Source organism: Ruegeria arenilitoris (assembly GCF_013030265.1).
Classification (GTDB): Bacteria; Pseudomonadota; Alphaproteobacteria; order Rhodobacterales; family Rhodobacteraceae; genus Ruegeria; species Ruegeria arenilitoris_E.
Genome location: NZ_WPZQ01000006.1, coordinates 241,873 through 261,188, shown reverse-complemented (window position 1 = coordinate 261,188; position 19,316 = coordinate 241,873). Strand labels below are relative to the sequence as shown.

The window sequence follows — 19,316 nt, the reverse complement described above, 5'->3', positions numbered from 1 at the left end:
ATGTATGTTGCTGTAAAAGGTGGTGAGAAGGCCATCGAAAACGCCCATGCCTGGCTGGCTGAGGAACGGCGCGGATCAACGGATGTTACCGAACTGAGCCTTGCGCAGATCCGGGAACAACTGAGCCTTGCCGTGAACCGCGTGATGGCCGAAGGATCCCTGTTCGATCCTGATCTTGCGGCGCTGGCGATCAAACAGGCGCGCGGCGATCTGATAGAGGCGATTTTCCTGATCCGGGCCTATCGCACGACACTGCCGAGATTTGGCTATTCCAATCCGGTTGAAACAGGTGACATGGCGTGTGACCGTCGTATCTCAGCCACTTTCAAGGATGCGCCAGGCGGGCAGGTGCTGGGCCCGACTTTTGATTACACGCACCGTCTGCTGGATTTCAAGCTGGCCGCTGACGGAGAGGTGGCTGCCGCGCCCGAAGGTTCTGCCCGGCAGGAGCCAACACCTCATATCACCGAATTCCTCAAGGGTGAGGATATCATTCAGGACGAACCGCCCAGCGACGCAACACCGGGAGACCTAACGCGCGAGCCGATGGAATTTCCGTCAAACCGGCCACTGCGCCTGCAATCCCTGACACGCGGGGATGAGGGGTTTGTGCTGGGCATGGCTTACTCAACTCAGCGTGGCTATGCCCGCAACCACGCTTTTGTCGGAGAGTTGCGGATCGGCAAGGTCGCTGTTGAGATGGATATCCCCGAACTGGGGTTTGCCATTGAGATCGGCGAGATCGAGTTGACCGAATGCGAAACGGTGAACCAGTTCAAGGGTTCCAAAACCGAACCGCCGCAGTTCACGCGCGGATATGGGCTGGTATTCGGCCAGTCGGAACGTAAATCCATCGCCATGGCTCTGGTAGACCGTGCCCTGCGCTGGGAAGAATTGGGTGAGGACAATCTTGGCGCCCCTGCGCAGGATGAGGAATTTGTCCTCAGCCACTCAGACAACATTCAGGCCACCGGATTCCTCGAACACATCAAGCTACCGCATTACGTGGATTTCCAATCCGAGCTGGAACTGGTCCGCAAACTGCGCCGTGAGGCCGAAGAGCGGATCACACCGAAGGAGGCAGCGGAATGAAGGCCGTCGTTTTTGATATCGGTGGCGTGCTGATTGACTGGCAGCCGCATCTTGCCTGGGTTGAAGTATTGGGCTCAGAAGAGGCCGCGCACGCGTTCATTGAGCGCACGGATTTCCTGACGCGTAATGCCCGCGGAGACAACGGCGAACGCTTTGCCGATCTGGCGCAGGAACTTGAGGACCCGCAGGATCAAACCCTGTTTGCCGCTTACGTCGAACTGTACACGCGCACCGTTGAAAACCCGATCCATGGTACATGGGATGTGCTGGAGCGGCTTAAGACGCAGGGGACTCCGGTTCATGCCATCACCAACTGGTCAGCTGAAACTTGGCCGGAAGGGTTGAAGGTTCATCCGCGTCTTGGCGATGTTTTCGGAACGCTTGTCGTTTCGGGGCAGGAGGGTGTGATGAAGCCCGACGCGCGGATTTTCGAGCTGCTCTGCGAACGAGCAGGTATCGCGCCTCAGGACTGCGTGTTCATTGATGACGGTTTGCACAATGTCGAAGGCGCGCGCGCTGTCGGCATGGACGGCATACACTTTACCACTCCGCGAGCCTTGGAGATTGAGTTGACCGAAAGAGGTTTCCTATGAGCGAGTATAATTTCGCCTATCTGGATGAACAAACCAAACGAATGATCCGCCGCGCCATTCTCAAAGGGCTGGCGGTGCCGGGTTATCAGGTGCCTTTTGCCAGTCGCGAAATGCCGATGCCCTATGGCTGGGGAACAGGCGGGGTGCAGGTTTCTGCCGCAACCCTGACGCCCGAGGATACGTTCAAGGTGATCGATCAGGGTGCGGATGATACGACCAACGCCGTTTCTATCCGTAAGTTCTTTGAAAACACCGCAGGTGTTGAGACCACGGAAGAGACCGAGAAAGCAACGGTCATCCAGACGCGCCACCGTATCCCCGAGGCAAAGCTGCGCGAGGATCAGATCATCGTCTATCAGGTGCCGATCCCGGAGCCTCTGCGCTTTCTAGAGCCGCGCGAGACCGAGACGCGCAAGATGCACAGCCTCGAGGAATACGGTCTGATGCATGTGAAGCTGTACGAGGATATCAGCCAGCACGGGGCGATTTCGACCGCCTATGCCTATCCGGTGAAAGTCTCGGATCGCTATGTCATGGACCCGTCGCCGATCCCGAAATTCGACAACCCCAAGCTTGAGATGGACGCGATCCAACTGTTTGGTGCGGGGCGCGAGCAGCGGATTTACGCGGTACCCCCGCATACCAAGGTCGTGAGCCTTGATTTCGAGGATTACCCGTTCGAGGCGACCAAGGCCAATCATCCATGTGACCTGTGCGGGGCCGAAGACAGCTATCTGGACGAGGTGATCATGGATGACGCAGGCAACCGGATGTTTGTTTGCTCGGATACCGATTATTGCCGGTCACGCCGCGAGGCGGGCCATGTGGGCCGACTGGCCGAGGAGGACGCGGCATGACCCCCCTGTTGCAGGTCAAAGGCATCGAGAAACGCTATGGCGCGCGGATCGGATGCACGGATGTAGGTTTCGATCTCTACCGTGGTGAGGTGATGGGGATTGTCGGTGAAAGCGGATCGGGCAAGTCGACGCTGCTGAATTGTCTGGCCGGGCATCTTGAGCCTGATGCAGGGCAGGTGGTTTTTGATACCCGTGCCGATGGGCCGGTGGATACGGTTACCATGTCGGAACCCGAGCGCCGGATGCTGAGCCGAACGGACTGGGCTTTCGTGCATCAACATGCGCGTGATGGCCTGCGCATGTCAGTCAGTGCCGGGGGCAACATCGGAGAGCGGCTGATGGCCGTTGGTGACCGGCACTATGGTGATATCCGCGATAAGGCGATCGACTGGCTTGGGCGGGTCGAGATTGAAGCGGCGCGGGTTGATGACCGGCCAACAGCGTTTTCGGGCGGGATGCAACAGCGCCTGCAGATTGCGCGCAATCTGGTGACCGGCCCCCGGCTGGTGTTCATGGACGAACCAACGGGTGGTCTGGATGTTTCGGTTCAGGCGCGTTTGCTGGACCTGCTGCGCGGACTGGTGCGCGAAATGGGGCTGAGCGCCATCATTGTTACCCATGATCTGGCGGTCGTTCGCCTGTTGGCGGACCGGTTGATGGTGATGAAAGACGGTCACGTGGTCGAGGCCGGGCTAACCGATCAAGTATTGGATGATCCGCAGCATGCTTACACTCAATTGCTGGTCTCCAGTGTGCTGCAGGTGTGAGGGCGAGGAAGATGATTGAACTCAAGGACGTGAGCAAAAGCTTCACACTGCACAATCAGGGCAGTGCGGTAATCCCGGTGATGGAAGGCGCTTCGCTAAAGGTTGCCCCCGGAGAATGTGTTGCCCTGACCGGTGCGTCAGGCGCAGGCAAATCGACGCTGATGCGGGTGATTTATGGCAACTATCTCGCCGCATCGGGTCAGGTGCTGGTAGGTGGGCTTGATGTGGCCAAAGCCGAGCCACGCGAGATTCTGGCGCTGCGCCGGGAAACGCTTGGTTATGTCAGCCAGTTTCTGCGCGTCGTGCCGCGGGTGCCGACGCTCGAAGTCGTGGCAGAGCCTTTATTGGCTGTGGGTTGTGAGAAGCAGGCGGCGCTGGACAAGGCGGCTGAATTGTTGAAGCGGTTGAACATACCTGAACGTTTGTGGACCCTCAGCCCGACAACATTCTCGGGCGGTGAACAGCAGCGGGTGAACATTGCGCGCGGGTTTGCGCATGAATACCCCGCGATGCTGCTGGATGAACCGACGGCCAGCCTGGACGCACAGAACAGGGAAACCGTTCTGTCGCTGATCAAAGAGGCAAAGGAACGCGGTGCAGCAATTGTCGGGATCTTTCACGATGTAGATGCGCGGGAACGGGTTTGCGATCGCGAGGTCAACGTTTCGGAATTCACGCCGGGGGTGGCCGCATGAGGCTGGCGCCTGTCATAGCGGTTGTCGGACCTTCCGGGGTCGGCAAGGACAGCGTGATGGAGGCGCTGGAGGCGCGGGCCAACGGCATTCAGCGGGTTAGGCGGGTTATCACGCGTCCTGAAGGTGAAGAAGGCGAAGAATTTGAGAGGGTCTCGGTCGATGTGTTCGAGCAGATGTTGCTGGATGGCGCATTTGCTTTGCACTGGCCTGCACATGGTCTGCATTATGGAATTCCGCAAGAGATTGTGGAACAGCGGCGAGAGGCAAAGGCCGTTCTGGTCAATCTGTCGCGATCCGTATTGTTGCAGGCGCAGGACGAGTTTGGTGAGTTGATCGTGGTTTCGCTAACTGCTGATGCAGAGGTTCTTGCGCAGCGCCTTTCGTCGCGCGGCCGGGAAAGCTCGGCAGAGCAGATGCGTCGATTGGGCCGGGCGAGGGCACCGCTGCCTGAAGGTCTGAACCGGGTTATCGAAGTCGATAACTCCGGATCGCTTGATGACACGGTGAATGAAATCCTGACCGGTCTTCAACCGGAGAGGGCGTAGCGATGGATCAGGTGAAACCGACCGTCATCAGCCTCGCCCATCAGTGCCAGATCATTGATCCGGAATGGGGTGGGCAACAGCGGACCAAGACGGGTTTCCAGCGCCGCTTGAACACTACTCAGCGTGGGCTTGTCCAGTTTGCCGCTGAGCGTGATGTGAAAGCGAAACGAGTCCAGAACATAAGGGTAGCCCCAGTTGGTCAGGTTGGCATCCTGTTCCATCGACAGGCCCGCAGCGCGACGGCGGGCCAGTTCATCCTCGGTCGCGGGTGCCCGGAACCGGTCGAGGTCACGCACGCAGGCAGCAGCCAGCTCCCCAAGCTGGCCGGTATTGCCGTGAGGGCGCAGAGCCAGGAAACGGCCCAACCGCGCAATCTCCAAACCATCCAGCGAGATCGGGGCGTAAGACGCGGCAAGTTGCGCGCAAGCATCCTGCAGCTGCGTTACCGACCGCCCCTGGTACAGGCGGAAGGGCGGTTTCATAGTGGCATGCAGCCCATATTTGCGCGGAGTTTCGGTAACCGAGGCCACATCGATACCATCGACGACCGGATGCGCCGCCTCGGATCCGGCTTCCATGTCCCAACCCAACCAGTTGGTTGCGAATTTCGTCCAGTCCGCATCGGCGGGTGGCGCAAAATAGATCGCGTATCGCGTGAATGTCACATTGGCCTCCTATTGCGTGGCCTACCCAATAGTTCAAACTACGTGAAGTTCAGATGACAGAAGAATTGATCCTTGCCAATGCCACGCTTGTTCTGCCCGAAGAAACTGTAATCGGCAGTGTCCGGATTGTCGGCGAGAACATCACCGAAATCGATACGGGTAACTCGGTTCCTGCGGGCGCGATCGATTGTGAGGGGGACTACATCAGTCCCGGTCTGGTCGAGCTGCACACCGACAATCTGGAGCGTCATATTCAGCCACGCCCGAAAGTGGACTGGCCTCATGCTGCAGCGATCATTGCGCATGATGCTGAACTGGCAAGCACGGGTATCACGACGGTGTTTGACGCCATGCGTGTGGGGTCGATCCCCAGTGGTCAGGCCCGGTATCTGAAATATGCGCGCGGATTGTCCGAAGAGCTTTGGCAGCTACGGGAACAGGATGCGCTGAAGATCAGCCACTTCCTGCATTTGCGGGCCGAGGTTTGTTCCGAGACGCTGGTTGATGAGCTGGATGAGTTTGGCCCCGAGGATCGCGTCGGTCTGGTGTCTCTGATGGATCATACACCTGGGCAGAGGCAGTTTCGCGACCTCTCAAAGCTCAAGGCTTATGTACAGGGCAAGCACAGCATGGACGATGATATGTTCAAGCAGCATATCGACCAGTTGCAGGGGCTGCGGGACCGGAACGGTGACCGGCACGAGGTCGAAACGGTCAAGGCAGCCCGCCGCTTTGGCGCGGTGCTGGCCAGCCATGATGACACGACCGAGGATCAGGTTCGTGTCTCGGCAGGGCACGGTATTCGCCTTGCCGAGTTTCCAACCACGGTCGAGGCCGCACGCGCCTGCCATGATCACGGTATCAAGGTGATGATGGGCGCACCGAACGTCATCCGGGGTGGGTCGCATTCGGGCAATGTGGCGGCGCGAGAGCTGGCCGAGCTTGGCCATCTGGACATCATGTCTTCGGATTACGTGCCGTCAGCATTGCTGCTTTCCGCAGCGATGCTGGGCGAGATGTGGGGTGATCTGGCAAGGGGTATGAAAACCGTCACGCTTACCCCTGCACAGGCCGCCGGTTTGACTGACCGTGGAGAATTGCGGGCCGGAACGCGCGCCGATCTGATCCGGTTCCGGATGCGTGCCGGTGTTCCGGCGCTGAGTGCAGTCTGGTCCCGAGGGCGTCGGGTCGCCTGACGAAGGGCCGTTCAGGTGCGATAGAACAGATAACGGTCCGGGGCTATGGTCTCGGGCCCTTTGATCTGATCGAAGCCTACCAGAGGCTGGCCAGAGATCAGCAATCCACCCGGCAACATTACATTGGCAATCATCGGGCTGAGCCGCGCGGCCTCGGCCACGTCTTCGGATTTGATGCCGCGCCCGAAATCGTAATGCGCCATAGCAATGCCCCTACCGTTTTGTGCCAGTTTTTCCAGCATCGGTTCGGCCTCGCCCTGCAGAAAGTCCTCGGCTGGCGGAGTGCTGTCGGGATGGCACTGCAGCACACGGTCCATCACCCAGATCCGGCGGCTGGGCAGGATTTCGCGCAGGTGATCATAGGTGCGGCCATTCCCGAGCCCCATATCCAGAACATCGCCGTCGACGCCGCTGATCTGTGCGGCAGCCCAGTTCAGACCATCGCGCTGCGCGGTCAGGCGGCGCAGCATGGAATCCAGTCGGCTCATCGGGAACTCCTTGAGTAGTCAGTCGCGCGGCATTGTCCAGACGGTTGCCGGACCGTCCAGAAGTCTGCGCAGTAAATCTTCGGTAAAGGTCCAGATGTCTTGATCATGAACAAGGTGATGGGTCAACACGCCAAAGGGTTCGGTGTTATCTCCAGAACCTTCTCGGCGGTCTTTCAGTAACTGGACGGTTTTGGCGATCAGCATATCTGGGGCCGCCAAGCCGCGCGTACCGCGCCAGTCAATGGGGTCAAGATGGGTGTTGATCTGTTCCAGTCCGGGTGCCGCGTTTGCGGCCTTTCGTGGCGTGGCAGTCGACAGAACACGATAACCCATCCCCGGAAGCTCGGCGGCAACCTCTGAATCAATTCGGTTCCACGGGGGAACGAACATCGGTCGCAGCGTTTCACCAAACAGCTCCCGTAGTCTTGTCAGGCCCGCTTTTGCATCGGCAGTGATGTCATCCAGCGAGCGGTGCAGGCGGAATTCGGCCTTCTTTTCCTTTTTCGGAGCGTGATTTTGATGCGCCCAGCCGTGTACGACAGGGATCAGGGCAGGCTCTTTGGCCATATATTTTGACAGTGCCTGATCCGCATCGCGGGGAATGACGGCAAGGTGGACGGGCAGGTCGAGGCGGTTGCTCAGGTCGGTTAAGACATCCAGTTGTGGGGTTGGGGTCACGGCGTCATCATCGCGCCACCAAAGCGGAAGGGTCAGACCTTGGGTCTGCCATTCCTCCAATTCTGCGTGCAGGGGGCGCCAGTCTGGGGTCATTGTCTGCGCTCCAGTAAGCCTGTTGCGATTTCAACAGATCGCTTAGCACCGTCAAAGCCGTGCTGCATCGCGTCGCGCGGCCCGTCCGTGATGACGCGCATCAGCGCATCAGACAGGCTTTGTCCGTTCAATTCACTGCTGGGCAGAACCTCGATTGCCGGAAGTTGTGCGAGGCTTTGCCCCCGCAGGCCTTGCTCGACCTCTTTGCCATCGTCAAACGGTATCAGAACGGACGGAGTGCCGGATTGCAGCAGGTCCATCGCAGTGTTGTAGCCGCACATGCTGACCGATGCCTTGGCCAGCGGCAGCATCTGGCGAAAGTCAGGGCGTACCGGTTCAAGTGTTACAGGTGCATCACCAGCAAGCTGTGCCAGTTCACTGATGCGGGTGGTTGCATCCTGACCGCCGACCAACATGCGCCAGTGCGTGTTTGGCATCTTTCGGGCGGCCTCGATGGCTGCGCGAAAGATCGGTTGTCCGACCGAGCCTCCACCAGCGCTGACCAGAATCTCGTCTGTTCCGATGCTTTCGGGATGGGGTGATGGCGCAGAGGGCGCAACGAAACCCGTATAGTGCAGCCGGTCCGCCAGAGCTTCCGATACCGGCCAACTGATGTTCAGCGGCGTGATCCGGGGATCAGAGTGCACGAGAATTCCGTCATAGTACTGTGCCACAACCTCATCGGCACGTTCTGCCTTTGAGGGTTTTGAGGGCGGCGCGAGGATATCGCGGATCGAGCCCAGAATGACGGGGCGTGTAGGGAGCTCCTGTGCGGCCTCAAGTGCGGCCTGAAACTCTGCCGCCAGACTGCGGCGTCCGAACGGATAAAGCTCGGTTATCAGAATCTGAGGCTGAAAGCTGCCGACAGCCTGTATCAGCGCATTGGCGCGAGCCTCCTGATAGGCTGGCGTGGCGATGTCGCCGGTCTGGGTCAGAAGTCGCGTGAAATCGGTGCCGTCTGATCGCAGGGGCGGCAAACCAAGCAAAGTCATTCCGCTGGTGTCCAGCTGCGGTGCGGGCATCCCGCCGGAGACCACAAACACGTCATGCCCTTGTTCAACGAAGGCACGGCCAAGGGTCAGGGCCCGGCTCAGATGACCGGTTCCCAGCAGATGGGTGACGACGATCATCACCCTCATGCGGACACCTCGCGCGGCGTCAGGCGGACGGGTTCAGGCACCGGGGCCATCGTGTCGAGATCCACGACGAAAAGGCGGTTGCGTTTGATCTTGAACGGGGCGGGACCAGAGAAATCCCAACCCCACGCTTTTGCCAGAATGACCCGCATGATACCGATATGGCACACGGCAATTGCATCGTTCTGCAATCCCGACACCCACGGCTCGAGACGCGCCCAGAGCTCCGCAGGGCTTTCGCCATTCGGGGGGCGGAAATCCCAGCCCCAGTCTTCGATGTGGCGATAGCCGCTGTCCGCCTCTTCGATGAGGTCGACGCCGCGCTGTCCTTCCCAGTCGCCCCAGTTCATCTCGATCAACGCATCTGAAGTCTGTGGATCATGGCCAGCCACCAGTTGCGCCGTCTCAAAGGCGCGGCCAAGTGGGCTTGCCCACAGCGAGGCCGTGTTCCACGGGTCCGGCAGTTGGTACCCGGCCAATTCAGCGCGCGCCTGCTCATCAAGTGCAATGTCGCTGCGGCCCTGAATGCGACCCGCGCGGTTCCAGTCGGTATGGCCATGACGCAGCAGTGCCAGTTTGCTCATGAGTGTTTCTCCAGCAGGGGTCGAACTGTGGCCCAGAACCGTTCTGTTGCAGATGGGATCAAATGGCGTTGGGCAACATAGGCCCGCGCCTTCGCACCCTCGGACTGACGCAATGCGGGATCGGCCAGCAATGTCTGAATTCGTTTGGCCAGCCCCTTTGCACCCGTTTCAATGGCAGGATGGTCCGCTGACATCAGCACATCGCGGACACCGGGGCGATCCTGCGCCACCACTGGCAGGCCGCTTGCCTGCGCTTCCAGATAGATCATTCCATAGGCCTCGTTCACACCGGGCCAGACAAGCATCGAAGCGGTTTCGTACACCTTCTGCAATGCGGTACGATCGAGCTGACCCAGAAACTGTACCCTATCATCAAAGGGTGCCACCAGGGTCTCGACCTCGGCACGGGCAGGGCCATCGCCTGCGATGTTCAGCTGCCAGTCGCCAGAGAGATGTTCCAGCGTGTCGGCCAGAATTTCATATGAGGCGAATTTGTCGCCGTGGCGCATCATCCCCACCGCCAGCATCGGCCCGTTGCAGGAAGACGCACCGGGAAGTTCGGAAATGGGCAGAAAGGGTGGCAGCTCGGACAGGGTTTGATTGCCGTACCGCTCCCGCTTTAGCGTGATCAGGTCGTTGGCGGTGTGATAGAAAATCACCTGTGCCGCGTCACAGGCATCGTGCGCAGATTGCGCAAAGCCGGACCATGGCCCCGTAAGTCGGCTGGTCGCACGTGTGCTTTCAAGCTGTACATACGGAATGCCGCGCGCGTGGGCGACCTTTGGACCCAGCAGGTCAGGGGCTTTGTAGTAGTTGTGGTAGGTCACCCAAAGATCGGTATCCCCGGGCATTTCCGCGACTAGGCGTGTAGCCTCCGCCTCGGCCGCTGTACGCAGCCTGTCCTGAATGGTGCTGTCGCCTGTTTTGTCGTAGATCCGCAATTCGGAGACCAGATCGACCCTATCGCCCTGTGCACCGATCGCATGCATCAGGTTCCGGGCCATTTCGCGATCACCCGAAGGAACCGGGCTTTGGGGTGACTTCATCGGAGCATAGAAGGCGACCCGGGCCATCAGGCCTCTTCCATGCACAATGCGTTCAGGCGTTCGGACAGGCGTGCGATACCGGGATCCATGCGGAATTCGGCGATCAGGCGATCGTAGGCCGCCTTTGCCATCCGTTCAGCTGCGCCGGGATTATTGGCCAGCGTTGTGATTGCCTGAGCCAAAGCAGCGGGATCATCATCGGACAGGATGCCGTGGACACCGGTTTCGATAAATTCGGGGATAGCCGATACGGGTGTGGAGAGGATGGGCAGACGCTGCGAAGCGGCTTCCATCAGCACATTCGGTAAACCGTCGCGGTCACCATCCTCGGCAATGCGGCTGGGCAGAACGAACAAATCGGCCTTGCGCATTTCGGCAATGACTTCGGGCTGATCACACGCGCCTTTCCATGTGATCCGCTCCGACAGACCTGCAGCTGCTGCGCGATCCTGAAGCGCCTTGTCGAGGGTACCGCCACCGATATGGGTCCAGTGCCAATCCAGCGAGGATGGCAGCATGGCAAAGGCATCAATCAGCCGGTCAAAGCCTTTCTTTTCGACCAGCCGGCCCACCGATATCATGTGGAATGGGCCATCCGGTAAACGAGGGTCACGCTGTGGCGGATCAGGAAAGCGCGACAGATCAAGCCCGTGGTAGATGAGTTCAACCCGCGCGGGGTCATCAGCCAGCTCGCGCAAATGCCGCGCACCGATTGCGGTGCAGGTCGCCCCGAAGGTGGCGCCATAGGTCGCGGCCTGCAGCTTTTCCTGCTTTTCCCAATCCGGGGATGTCCAGATGTCCTTGGCGTGGGCGGCAAAGCTCCACGGTATGTCGCGCATGATGGCAGCGTAGCGCGCGACCGAAGATGGCGTGTGCATGAAATGCGCATACATTGCATGGGTCGAAGCAGGAAGCTCGGCCGCCAGCACACAGGCCTGACCGAAACGCCGGATGCGATTGTGGGTCGGATCACGGCGCAGGTCTTGCCGCCAGATTTCGTAGGCCCGGGCGTAGCCGGGCAGGCGTTTTGCAACTTCGCGCGCGGCCCAGATACGTTCGGGTACATCGTAAAGATATTCAGGCAGGTAATGCACCTGACCCTTGAACCGGTCATGCAGCGGGTGCCGTTTGGTATCGGTCGGATGGCGCAGCGACCAGATGTCGAACTGATGCCCGGCATCCTGAAGGGCCACCAGTTCCTGTGCAATAAACGTCTCGGACAGGCGCGGCCACCCTTTGACCAGCACCGCCAGTTTGGGTTCGGTTGTGGTCATCCGGTTGCCCGTTCCTGTTCCCCACCCAGAAGGGCGTCAATGCGATGGGTGACGTAGTCCAGCCCATCCAGCAGACCGCTGCTGATTGCCTGCGACGGCAGCGGCTGATGTGGCAGGTTGCGGATCGCCTGGATCATCGCATCTGCGCTGAGCCCGTCGCGGGTTTCATCCAGCATCCGAACAAGCCCAAGATCCTCGGCACGCGAGGCGCGGATCCACTGTTCGAGCCGTGGTGTGGTGCGCGGGACGATGACGGCGCGCTTGTCGAAGGACAACACCTCGCAGAAGGTGTTGTAGCCGCCCATGCACACAACGCCTGCAGCACCGGCAAACAGCGTTTCGATCTGAGATTCGAAGCCAACGGCGGTGACACGGCCGTTCAACGCGGCAACACGCGTCTCGAATTCTTCGCGAAGCTCGCCCGACAGGAAGGGGCCATAGACCAGAACGGCGCGTGGTGACAGTTCGGGGTCTTTCTCGTAAGCCGACAGGACCTGATTGACCATCGCCTTACCGTCGCCACCCCCACCGGGAGTGATGAGGATATAAGGTTGTTCGGGCGGTTCGCCGACCGGACCCAGATCGCGGCGCAAATACCCGGTCCAGTGGATACGGGATTGCGCCGCGGGGCTAAGCGGCAATCCTTTGGTCGGGTCATAAACAGACTTCAGGCCGTAGACCCATATTTCGTGATAAAAGCGCTCGGTTGCGGCCACGGCTTCTTTACGTGCCCATTCAGCGGCCAGAACCTCGGGTTCGTCCAGAACGTCGCGCAGGCCAAGAACCAGCTTTGTGCGGTGCGATCTTTCGAGACGCTCAAGCGTTGGCAGCAACTCACCTCGAAACCCGGTTGGTTCCTTGTCGACGATCAGAATATCGGGGTCAAACTGCTGCACAGCAGTCTGAATCAGGCCCGAACGCAGCTCGGTCACTTCATCGATGCCCATGCCGATGGTTTGTGCGGCATAGGATCCGTCAGCCCGTTTCGTCACGCCGGGCAGGCGAACATGATCGACGCGGCGGGGAAAGGTGAAACGGCCAGCCACTGGCGAGCCTGTCAGAATCAGTGCCGAGGCAAGCGGATCGGCCTGTGTCATCGCCGCTGCCAGAGCGCGAGAGCGTCGCAGATGCCCAAGTCCGAACGTATCATGGCTGTAGAAAAGTATGCGCGGCGCTCGGCCGGTTTTGTCTTTCGAGATGCCTAGGCTCATGCCCTCGCCCGTTTTCCTGGTTTCGGTGCAATATCCGCGCGTCCGCACCTGATATCGCATATTTTCCGGTTCCGCTTGCCAAAGGATGCCAAACCATGCAGCAAATGCGCCAAGCATTGCGATTTGGCAACAGCATTTTGAGTGTTTTCAGACATGTTAAACCACTGTGCAGCGCCGCTGGCAGATGGTGGACAAAATCAAAACCTTGCCAGCATCCGCTTACGAAACCGGTCATATTCAATTTTTGCTAACATGAAAATACCCGGCCCGGATCATTGCGCCAAGAACACGGGTCCACACGATGTCAAAAATGTCCGTGGGAGTATTTGAACACCGCCCGGGGGTTCTGTAGTCTGTCGGGCAGCAATCGAGTTGGATGCAAGACCCTATGAAAACGAACTTTCTCGCCGGACTAATTCTGGTCATTTGGACTGCGGCCTTAGCCTTTGCTACGGGTGCGGTGGCGCAAACCTCGTTAATCCCGGGCTATTCCTCGGGTTCAAGTAGCGAAACGGCGACCACGACCGACAGCGATCTGGCCACGGCAATCCGTTCTGCCACCGAGGCCGGAGCCAGTGTGATTGTGATCGACAGCGCGGGTCAGGTCGTTTCGTCGGCGGGTCAGCAGACTGATGCCGCAGCCGAGGCGGCATCTTCCGATCCCATGGGGGACGGATCGCAGCTGATGAAGGCACAGGAGCGGTTTTCCAAGTTCCGCGAGTCGCTTGTATCCCGTCTTCAGGCATTGCCCTATTCGATTTTTGAAGTGCAATACATTCTGCGCCAAACCAGTCCGGACGGCCGTATTCAGACCTATTTCGAAGTGCTTGGCTGGAACATCCTGTTCCTGTTGCTGGGCCGGTGGCTGTCGATCGAGATCTACGGAAAACGCATAGCCAAGCGGCTGGTTGTCGCGCGGATCAAGGAAAATCCGCAGGGCTATCGCGAGAAGATGCCGTTCCTGGTGTTCCGCTTCCTTATGGGGATCGGTGCCACGATATTTGCCATGATCATGGCGCTGATCGTTGGGTATCTGTTCTTTGGCGAAGCCGAAGATATCTCGATCCAGTTCACGATAACGGCAATCTTTAGCGCGTTTTTCCTGGCCCGCACCGTATCCGATCTGTGGCGGATGGTGCTGTCACCTTTCCTGAGCCAATATCGCTTGCCTCCGTTCTCCGATCGCGATGCAAAGCGGTTGTATATCTGGGCGTCGGCACTGGCGACTTATGATATTTCGGTCGTCCTGTTTGCGACCTGGGTGGCTGATTTTGGCCTTAACTACAACGTCTATGCCATGGTGTACGGCAGCCTGACCATGGTGGGTGCATTGGGGAACATCCTGATGATCCTGTTCAATGCGCGCGCCATTTCGAATGCCATCCGGGGCGGGCGTGCGGCGGATCAGGTCTCGTGGCTGCTGCGCTTTGTTTCGTTTGGATGGGCACCGGCACTAATCGTCTATATCGGGTTCAGCTGGTTCCGTCTGGCGGTTGACCTTGCGTTGGAAAACCCGACGCCGTTGCCGTTGATCGTCAGCTCTTACCTGATCTTCATGTCCGTGGTCATCGCCTATGGCGCGATGAACTATATGCTGGAACGCTACTTCGATCGCTCGCGCAAGATCGAAGAGATGAATGCCGAAGTGGTTGAGGGCGAAGTTGTCGAAATGGCTGAGACCGCCGAGGCTGAGCAGAGAAAACACTATCTGCTAACCTATGAAGATCTGGCCCGGCGGGTCGCAGGTATTCTGGCCTTTGTCATCGGGGCCTATGCGCTTGTCGTGATCTGGTATCCCGAAGCCGACTGGAGTCAGGACCTGCCGGTTGAGCGGGCGCTGGATGTGATGGTGATCATCTTCATCGGCTATATCCTTTTCCATTTTTTCCGCATCTGGATCGACAGCAAAATCGCCGAGGAATCCGATGACGGAACCGCAGAAGCTGAGCTGGGCGATGAAGGTGGTGAGGGCGGACAGAGCCGGCTGGCAACATTGTTGCCATTGTTCCGGGGTGCAATCCTGGCCGTCGTCGTTGTTACCATCGTTCTGATCGTGCTGATGGAACTGGGCATCAATGTCAGCCCGCTGTTCGCCGGTGCGGGTGTTGTCGGACTGGCTGTTGGTTTCGGTTCTCAGACCTTGGTGCGGGATATCTTTTCGGGGGCGTTCTTCCTGTTGGACGACGCGTTCCGGAAGGGCGAATATATCGATATCGGTGATGTCAAAGGGACGGTCGAGAAAATCTCGGTCCGCTCCATGCAACTGCGTCACCATCTGGGTGCGCTGAACACCATTCCCTTTGGTGAGATCAAGGTTCTGACCAACTATTCCCGTGACTGGGTGATCATGAAATTGCCGCTGCGGGTCACCTATGACACGGATGTCGAAAAGGTGCGGAAACTGATCAAGAAGCTGGGCCAGCAATTGCTGAGCGACCCGGTGATCGGCGAGAACTTTATCCAGCCGTTGAAATCGCAGGGTGTGATCGAAATGCAGGATTCGGCCATGATCATCCGGGTCAAGTTCATGACCAAGCCGGGGGATCAGTGGCTGGTGCGCAAGAAAGTGTATCAGGAAATCCGAGAGCTGTTTGCCCGTGAAGGTATCCGCTTTGCCCACCGTGAAGTCACCGTCCGGCTGGCGGATGGGAAAGAAGCCGAAGACCTGACCCCCAAACAGCGCGAAGCTGTGACTGGCGCGGTACAGGCCGCCATCGACGAGGATTATCTGGATGATATCGGTCCGGGCGGCGGCGGGGATGATCGGTAAGAGCCTCTCCCGCCCCATTTGATCTGCGTCTCTGACGAGACGCCCGTCAAAAGCATTGGGCTGGGTCGCGAGTTCGACCCAGTGGGTGCTCAGGGTTGCGATGAGGGCCAGGCCGGTTCGGAGGTTCCCGTTTTTGGTGCAGGCAGAGACCAGCGCATAGTCGCGTTTCCGACGCTTAATGCGGGTTTCAGCCTGTGGCCTGGTCCCCAGCCTGAGGCTTCGGTGTTTTCGGTATAGTCGTCGGCTTTGGCGGCCGTGATGTCTTCGCCCTCGCTGGATTTAGCAAGGCTCGCCAACAGCTCAGCCGTACGGGCGAGGGACAGGCGCGCATCCATCACGGCGTTATGCAAGGCAGCCTCGGCCAGAGCCGAGAGCACGGCTGCGGCCATGAAGTAACCGGTCGCATGGTCCAGCGCCTGTACGGGCAACGGGGTTGGTTTATCAGCCTTGGCCCATTCGCGCCCGGCATCCGCGATACCCGAGCTCATCTGAACAAGGCTGTCGAACCCTCGCCGCATGGCCCAGGGCCCTTGCCAGCCGTAAGCGTCCAGTGTGACCTCAATTCGGTTGGGCGCCAGTGAATCTCGTTGAGTTTTGTCCAACCCAAGCGCGTCGAGCGCGCCGGGGCGGTATCCATGCACGAACACATCGGCCTGCGTCAGAAGTTCCTTCAGTCGCTCAAGACCAGCGGGCGACTTCAGATCCAGATACGCGCAGGTTTTGCCAAGGGAGATGTCCGGGATCACCCCGGGTTCGTCCCAGCCGGGTGGATCAAGGCGCAGAACCTCGGCCCCGAAACCGGCCAGAGTACGGGTCGAGACCGGACCGGCCAAAACACGGGTCAGGTCCAATACGCGCAGGCCTGCCAACGGGCGATCAGTCGTTGCCTCAGGGCGTTCGCGCAAAGTGATGCTGCGTGGCCCCTGCCAACCGATCAGGGGATCACGGGCCACGGCCCGTCCCTGTGGGTGATCCAGCCACTCAGTCCGACTGCGCATGGCGGCGGCAACGCCACCCTCGGCCACGATCGCGGTTTCAAGATCGGAAATTGCCCAGTCCCTAATGGCCTGACCAACGATTGAACGATCGGCCTTGGTGCCGAGAACCTTCAAAGCGGCGGCACGGTGATGCGGCAGGTTGGTGTGCAGCCTGATCCAACCATCCGAGGCCCTGTAGTCACCAGCCACGGCGTCCCAGAGGCTGGGCATTTCCCAACCATCGGGTTTGAAGGAGTAGCCGTACCACAGCGAGGCGAGCCGATGATCGACCGTTACCTTGGGTAGTTTATCGGTCAGGTTCTGAGCAACCAGAAAACGCGCCAGTTCCTGACCCACCGCAGCAAAACTGGCCGTGGCGAGTTCGGACACCGCAAACACGCTGGGCCGCGCGCCTGTGCCCGTTACTTCATAGGTGTCAGTTGAGGGAAGCGACGCGAGCAGTGTCATTGCTGATACGGATCCAGACTGTCGCGCAGGCCATCACCCAGGAAGTTGAACGCCAGAACAACTACGATGATCGGCAACATCGGGATCGCTGTCCATGGATAGATCTCGATCGAGGCGAGGTTCTGCGCGTCGTTCAGCATGACGCCCCAACTGACCGCCGGAGCACGCAGGCCGAGGCCGAGGAAGCTGAGTGCGGTTTCCCCGAGGATCATGGCGGGTATCGAAAGTGTGGCCGAAGCGATCAGGTGCGACATGAAATTGGGCAGAAGGTGCTTTCGGATCACGCGGCCCGAGCTTGCGCCCATCATTTCAGCCGCGCGTACATATTCCTCTTCGCGTAACGACAGGAATTTGGCGCGCACGGATCGGGCGAGGCCAGGCCAGTCGAGAATGCCGAGAATGATCGAGATGATGAAGAAGACCGCAACGGGGCTCCAGTTCGACGGGACCGCGGCAGACAGTGCCAGCCACAACGGCAGTTCAGGCAGGGACCGCAGAATCTCGATGACCCGGTTGATCACCCAGTCGATGCGCCCGCCAAAGTATCCCGCCATCGAACCGAACAAGATGCCGAGGAAGAAAGAGACCGAGATACCGATCAGGCCAACAGTCAGCGACAGTTGGGCTCCATAAAGAATACGGCTGAACACGTCGCGCCCCAGACGGTCTGATCCCCATAGGAACAGGGTCGCGCCTTCGGGGGCGCAGAACAGGTGGGTGTCCGATTTGATCAGGCCCGCAAGCTTGTATTCCGATCCTTCACAGAAGAATCGGATCGGGCGCGGGTCTTCGGTATCGGGGACGAATTTCCACTGGAAGGTTTCCAGATCGGCCTCGGCAACGATGGGATAGATGTAAGGCCCGATGAACTTGCCATCGTGGAACCAGTTCACCGATTGCGGTGGGGCATAGAGATGTTCGCCATTGCGGTCATTGGGTCCGTAAGGGGCGATGAAGCCCGCAAATGGCAGCATCAGGTAGCACAGGAGCAGGAAGATGCCCGAAATCAGGCCCAGCTTGTGCGTTTTGAACTTGCGCCAGACCAATACCCAGTTGGGGGCATCCAGATCCTTGCGTTCAAGCTGTTGCAGGGCGGCCTGCGGATCGAATGGGGCGTCGTCAACATAACGACCGTCGGGTTTATGGGTCATGCTTCACGCCCCTCGTACCGGATGCGCGGGTCAAGCATGACCAGCAGGATGTCAGAGATCATGGTGCCAATCAGGGTCAGCAAGGCCACGAACATCAGTATGAAAGCGGACAGGAACTGGTCCTGAGTTTTCAGAGCCGTCAGCAGGGTGGGGCCGATGGTTTGCAGGCCGAGAACAACCGAGACCAGAACCGAGCCTGAAACCATCGACGGCAGCAGGTTGCCGATATCGGCCACAAAAGGGTTGAACGCCACGCGCAGCGGATACTTGGTTAGCATTCGCGTCGGGGCCATGCCTTTGGCGATGGCCGTTTCGACATAGGGTTTGCCAAGTTCGTCCAGCATGTTGGCGCGCAAGCGCTGCATCATGGCGGAGGCACCCGAGGTGCCGATGACGAAGGTAGGCACGATCAGGTGTACCAGTATGGATTTGAGCTTTTCCCAGCTCATCGGCTGGCCTTCGAAGGACGGGTCCATCAGGCCGCCGATCGGCAGGTTGAAGTAGCGGTGACCATAATAGAAAAGGATCAGCGCCAGCAGGAAGTTTGGAGTTGCCAGACCCAGATAACCGACGAAGGCCGATGTATAGTCAATCCATGTTCGTGATCTGGCCGCGGCAATGACGCCCAATGGCAGAGCAACGGCATAGACAAACAGGATCGCAGCCAGGTTCACAACGACGGTTAGCCAGAGTGTGTCGCCGACGATCTCACGCACGGGCCGGTCAAATTCGAACGACCAGCCATAGTTGCCTTGCAGTAATCCTTCGAAGCCGTGTGGACCGGGCCAAAATCCGATCCAGATCAGATATTGCTCCCACATGGGGCGATCCAGCGCATATTCCTTGCGCAGGAACTCAGCCTTGGCGACTCCGGCCGATTGGCCCGAGGCCTGCAGTTCGGCAATCTGATTGCTCAGGTAATCGCCGGGCGGCAGGTTGATGATCACGAAGATCAACACCGACACCACCAGCAGCGTCAGCAGCATCGTGAAAAAGCGGTACACCGCGTAGCGCAGCATGATCATTTAGC

At 59.1% G+C, this 19,316-nt stretch carries 19 protein-coding genes; 8 read left to right on the top strand and 11 right to left on the bottom strand.

Translation table 11 applies throughout. The features are described 5' to 3' along the window. The 6 genes from GOX61_RS12805 to phnN are packed head-to-tail and all read left to right on the top strand — an operon-like array spanning position 1 to position 4,549. A complete protein-coding gene (locus GOX61_RS12805) occupies positions 1–1,092 on the top strand; it encodes a carbon-phosphorus lyase complex subunit PhnI (RefSeq protein WP_170334238.1) in 1,092 nt (363 codons plus the stop codon). Continuing rightward, positions 1,089–1,685 carry an HAD family hydrolase gene (locus tag GOX61_RS12800; RefSeq protein ID WP_155148839.1) on the top strand — a complete coding sequence of 199 codons (597 nt, stop codon included), beginning with the start codon at positions 1,089–1,091 and terminating at the stop codon, positions 1,683–1,685. Before GOX61_RS12805 ends, GOX61_RS12800 begins: the two co-directional genes overlap by 4 nt. Then, a complete protein-coding gene (locus tag GOX61_RS12795; protein WP_170334236.1) occupies positions 1,682–2,542 on the top strand; it encodes an alpha-D-ribose 1-methylphosphonate 5-phosphate C-P-lyase PhnJ in 861 nt (286 codons plus the stop codon). Before GOX61_RS12800 ends, GOX61_RS12795 begins: the two co-directional genes overlap by 4 nt. Then, on the top strand, positions 2,539–3,309 hold the full coding sequence (phnK, locus tag GOX61_RS12790; protein WP_170334234.1) for a phosphonate C-P lyase system protein PhnK: 771 nt from the start codon (positions 2,539–2,541) through the stop codon (positions 3,307–3,309). Before GOX61_RS12795 ends, phnK begins: the two co-directional genes overlap by 4 nt. An 11-nt stretch (positions 3,310–3,320) precedes the next feature. Next, on the top strand, positions 3,321–4,004 hold the full coding sequence (gene phnL, locus GOX61_RS12785; RefSeq protein ID WP_170334232.1) for a phosphonate C-P lyase system protein PhnL: 684 nt from the start codon (positions 3,321–3,323) through the stop codon (positions 4,002–4,004). Beyond that, positions 4,001–4,549: a phosphonate metabolism protein/1,5-bisphosphokinase (PRPP-forming) PhnN gene (gene phnN / locus GOX61_RS12780; protein WP_170334230.1), complete on the top strand. Its 549-nt coding sequence runs from the start codon at positions 4,001–4,003 to the stop codon at positions 4,547–4,549. The genes phnL and phnN overlap by 4 nt, the downstream gene beginning before the upstream one ends. Here phnN and GOX61_RS12775 read toward each other — a convergent pair. After that, on the bottom strand, positions 4,531–5,214 hold the full coding sequence (locus tag GOX61_RS12775; protein WP_170334228.1) for a DUF1045 domain-containing protein: 684 nt from the start codon (positions 5,212–5,214) through the stop codon (positions 4,531–4,533). The genes phnN and GOX61_RS12775 overlap by 19 nt on opposite strands. A gap of 53 nt (positions 5,215–5,267) precedes the next feature. On the opposite strand from GOX61_RS12775, the gene GOX61_RS12770 reads away from it, so the two are divergent. Continuing rightward, positions 5,268–6,410: an alpha-D-ribose 1-methylphosphonate 5-triphosphate diphosphatase gene (locus GOX61_RS12770; RefSeq protein WP_170334227.1), complete on the top strand. Its 1,143-nt coding sequence runs from the start codon at positions 5,268–5,270 to the stop codon at positions 6,408–6,410. Between the two features lie 11 nt (positions 6,411–6,421). Here the strand turns inward: GOX61_RS12770 and GOX61_RS12765 are convergent, their stop codons facing one another. The 7 genes from GOX61_RS12765 to GOX61_RS12735 are packed head-to-tail and all read right to left on the bottom strand — an operon-like array spanning position 6,422 to position 12,920. Further along, positions 6,422–6,898, bottom strand: coding sequence for a class I SAM-dependent methyltransferase (locus GOX61_RS12765; RefSeq protein WP_170334225.1), 477 nt, complete (start codon positions 6,896–6,898; stop codon positions 6,422–6,424). Between the two features lie 18 nt (positions 6,899–6,916). After that, positions 6,917–7,669, bottom strand: coding sequence for a polysaccharide deacetylase family protein (locus tag GOX61_RS12760; RefSeq protein WP_170334223.1), 753 nt, complete (start codon positions 7,667–7,669; stop codon positions 6,917–6,919). Beyond that, positions 7,666–8,808, bottom strand: coding sequence for a glycosyltransferase family protein (locus tag GOX61_RS12755; protein ID WP_170334220.1), 1,143 nt, complete (start codon positions 8,806–8,808; stop codon positions 7,666–7,668). Before GOX61_RS12755 ends, GOX61_RS12760 begins: the two co-directional genes overlap by 4 nt. Beyond that, positions 8,805–9,389, bottom strand: coding sequence for a histidine phosphatase family protein (locus tag GOX61_RS12750; RefSeq protein ID WP_155148860.1), 585 nt, complete (start codon positions 9,387–9,389; stop codon positions 8,805–8,807). The genes GOX61_RS12755 and GOX61_RS12750 overlap by 4 nt, the downstream gene beginning before the upstream one ends. Beyond that, positions 9,386–10,462, bottom strand: a complete 1,077-nt coding sequence (locus GOX61_RS12745) for a glycosyltransferase family 4 protein (RefSeq protein ID WP_170334218.1) — start codon at positions 10,460–10,462, stop codon at positions 9,386–9,388. The genes GOX61_RS12750 and GOX61_RS12745 overlap by 4 nt, the downstream gene beginning before the upstream one ends. After that, positions 10,462–11,709, bottom strand: coding sequence for a glycosyltransferase family 4 protein (locus GOX61_RS12740; RefSeq protein WP_170334216.1), 1,248 nt, complete (start codon positions 11,707–11,709; stop codon positions 10,462–10,464). Before GOX61_RS12740 ends, GOX61_RS12745 begins: the two co-directional genes overlap by 1 nt. After that, entirely contained in the window at positions 11,706–12,920 is a 1,215-nt protein-coding gene (locus tag GOX61_RS12735; protein ID WP_170334214.1) for a glycosyltransferase family protein, read from the bottom strand. The genes GOX61_RS12740 and GOX61_RS12735 overlap by 4 nt, the downstream gene beginning before the upstream one ends. 388 nt (positions 12,921–13,308) lie before the next feature. On the opposite strand from GOX61_RS12735, the gene GOX61_RS12730 reads away from it, so the two are divergent. After that, positions 13,309–15,690 (top strand): mechanosensitive ion channel family protein, encoded by a 2,382-nt coding sequence (locus GOX61_RS12730; RefSeq protein ID WP_170334212.1) that lies wholly within the window; start codon positions 13,309–13,311, stop codon positions 15,688–15,690. An 89-nt stretch (positions 15,691–15,779) separates the two neighbouring features. Here GOX61_RS12730 and GOX61_RS12725 read toward each other — a convergent pair whose 3' ends face one another. From GOX61_RS12725 to GOX61_RS12715, 3 genes are read right to left on the bottom strand one after another with little or no spacing between them, the layout of a single operon-like run. Continuing rightward, the gene (locus tag GOX61_RS12725; RefSeq protein WP_170334210.1) at positions 15,780–17,135 is read right to left on the bottom strand and encodes a CoA transferase; all 1,356 of its coding nucleotides are present in this window, start codon (positions 17,133–17,135) and stop codon (positions 15,780–15,782) included. Further along, on the bottom strand, positions 17,132–18,286 hold the full coding sequence (locus GOX61_RS12720; RefSeq protein ID WP_155148872.1) for an ABC transporter permease: 1,155 nt from the start codon (positions 18,284–18,286) through the stop codon (positions 17,132–17,134). Before GOX61_RS12720 ends, GOX61_RS12725 begins: the two co-directional genes overlap by 4 nt. Further along, a complete protein-coding gene (locus tag GOX61_RS12715) occupies positions 18,283–19,311 on the bottom strand; it encodes an ABC transporter permease (protein WP_170334208.1) in 1,029 nt (342 codons plus the stop codon). Before GOX61_RS12715 ends, GOX61_RS12720 begins: the two co-directional genes overlap by 4 nt. Positions 19,312–19,316 lie beyond the last annotated feature (5 nt).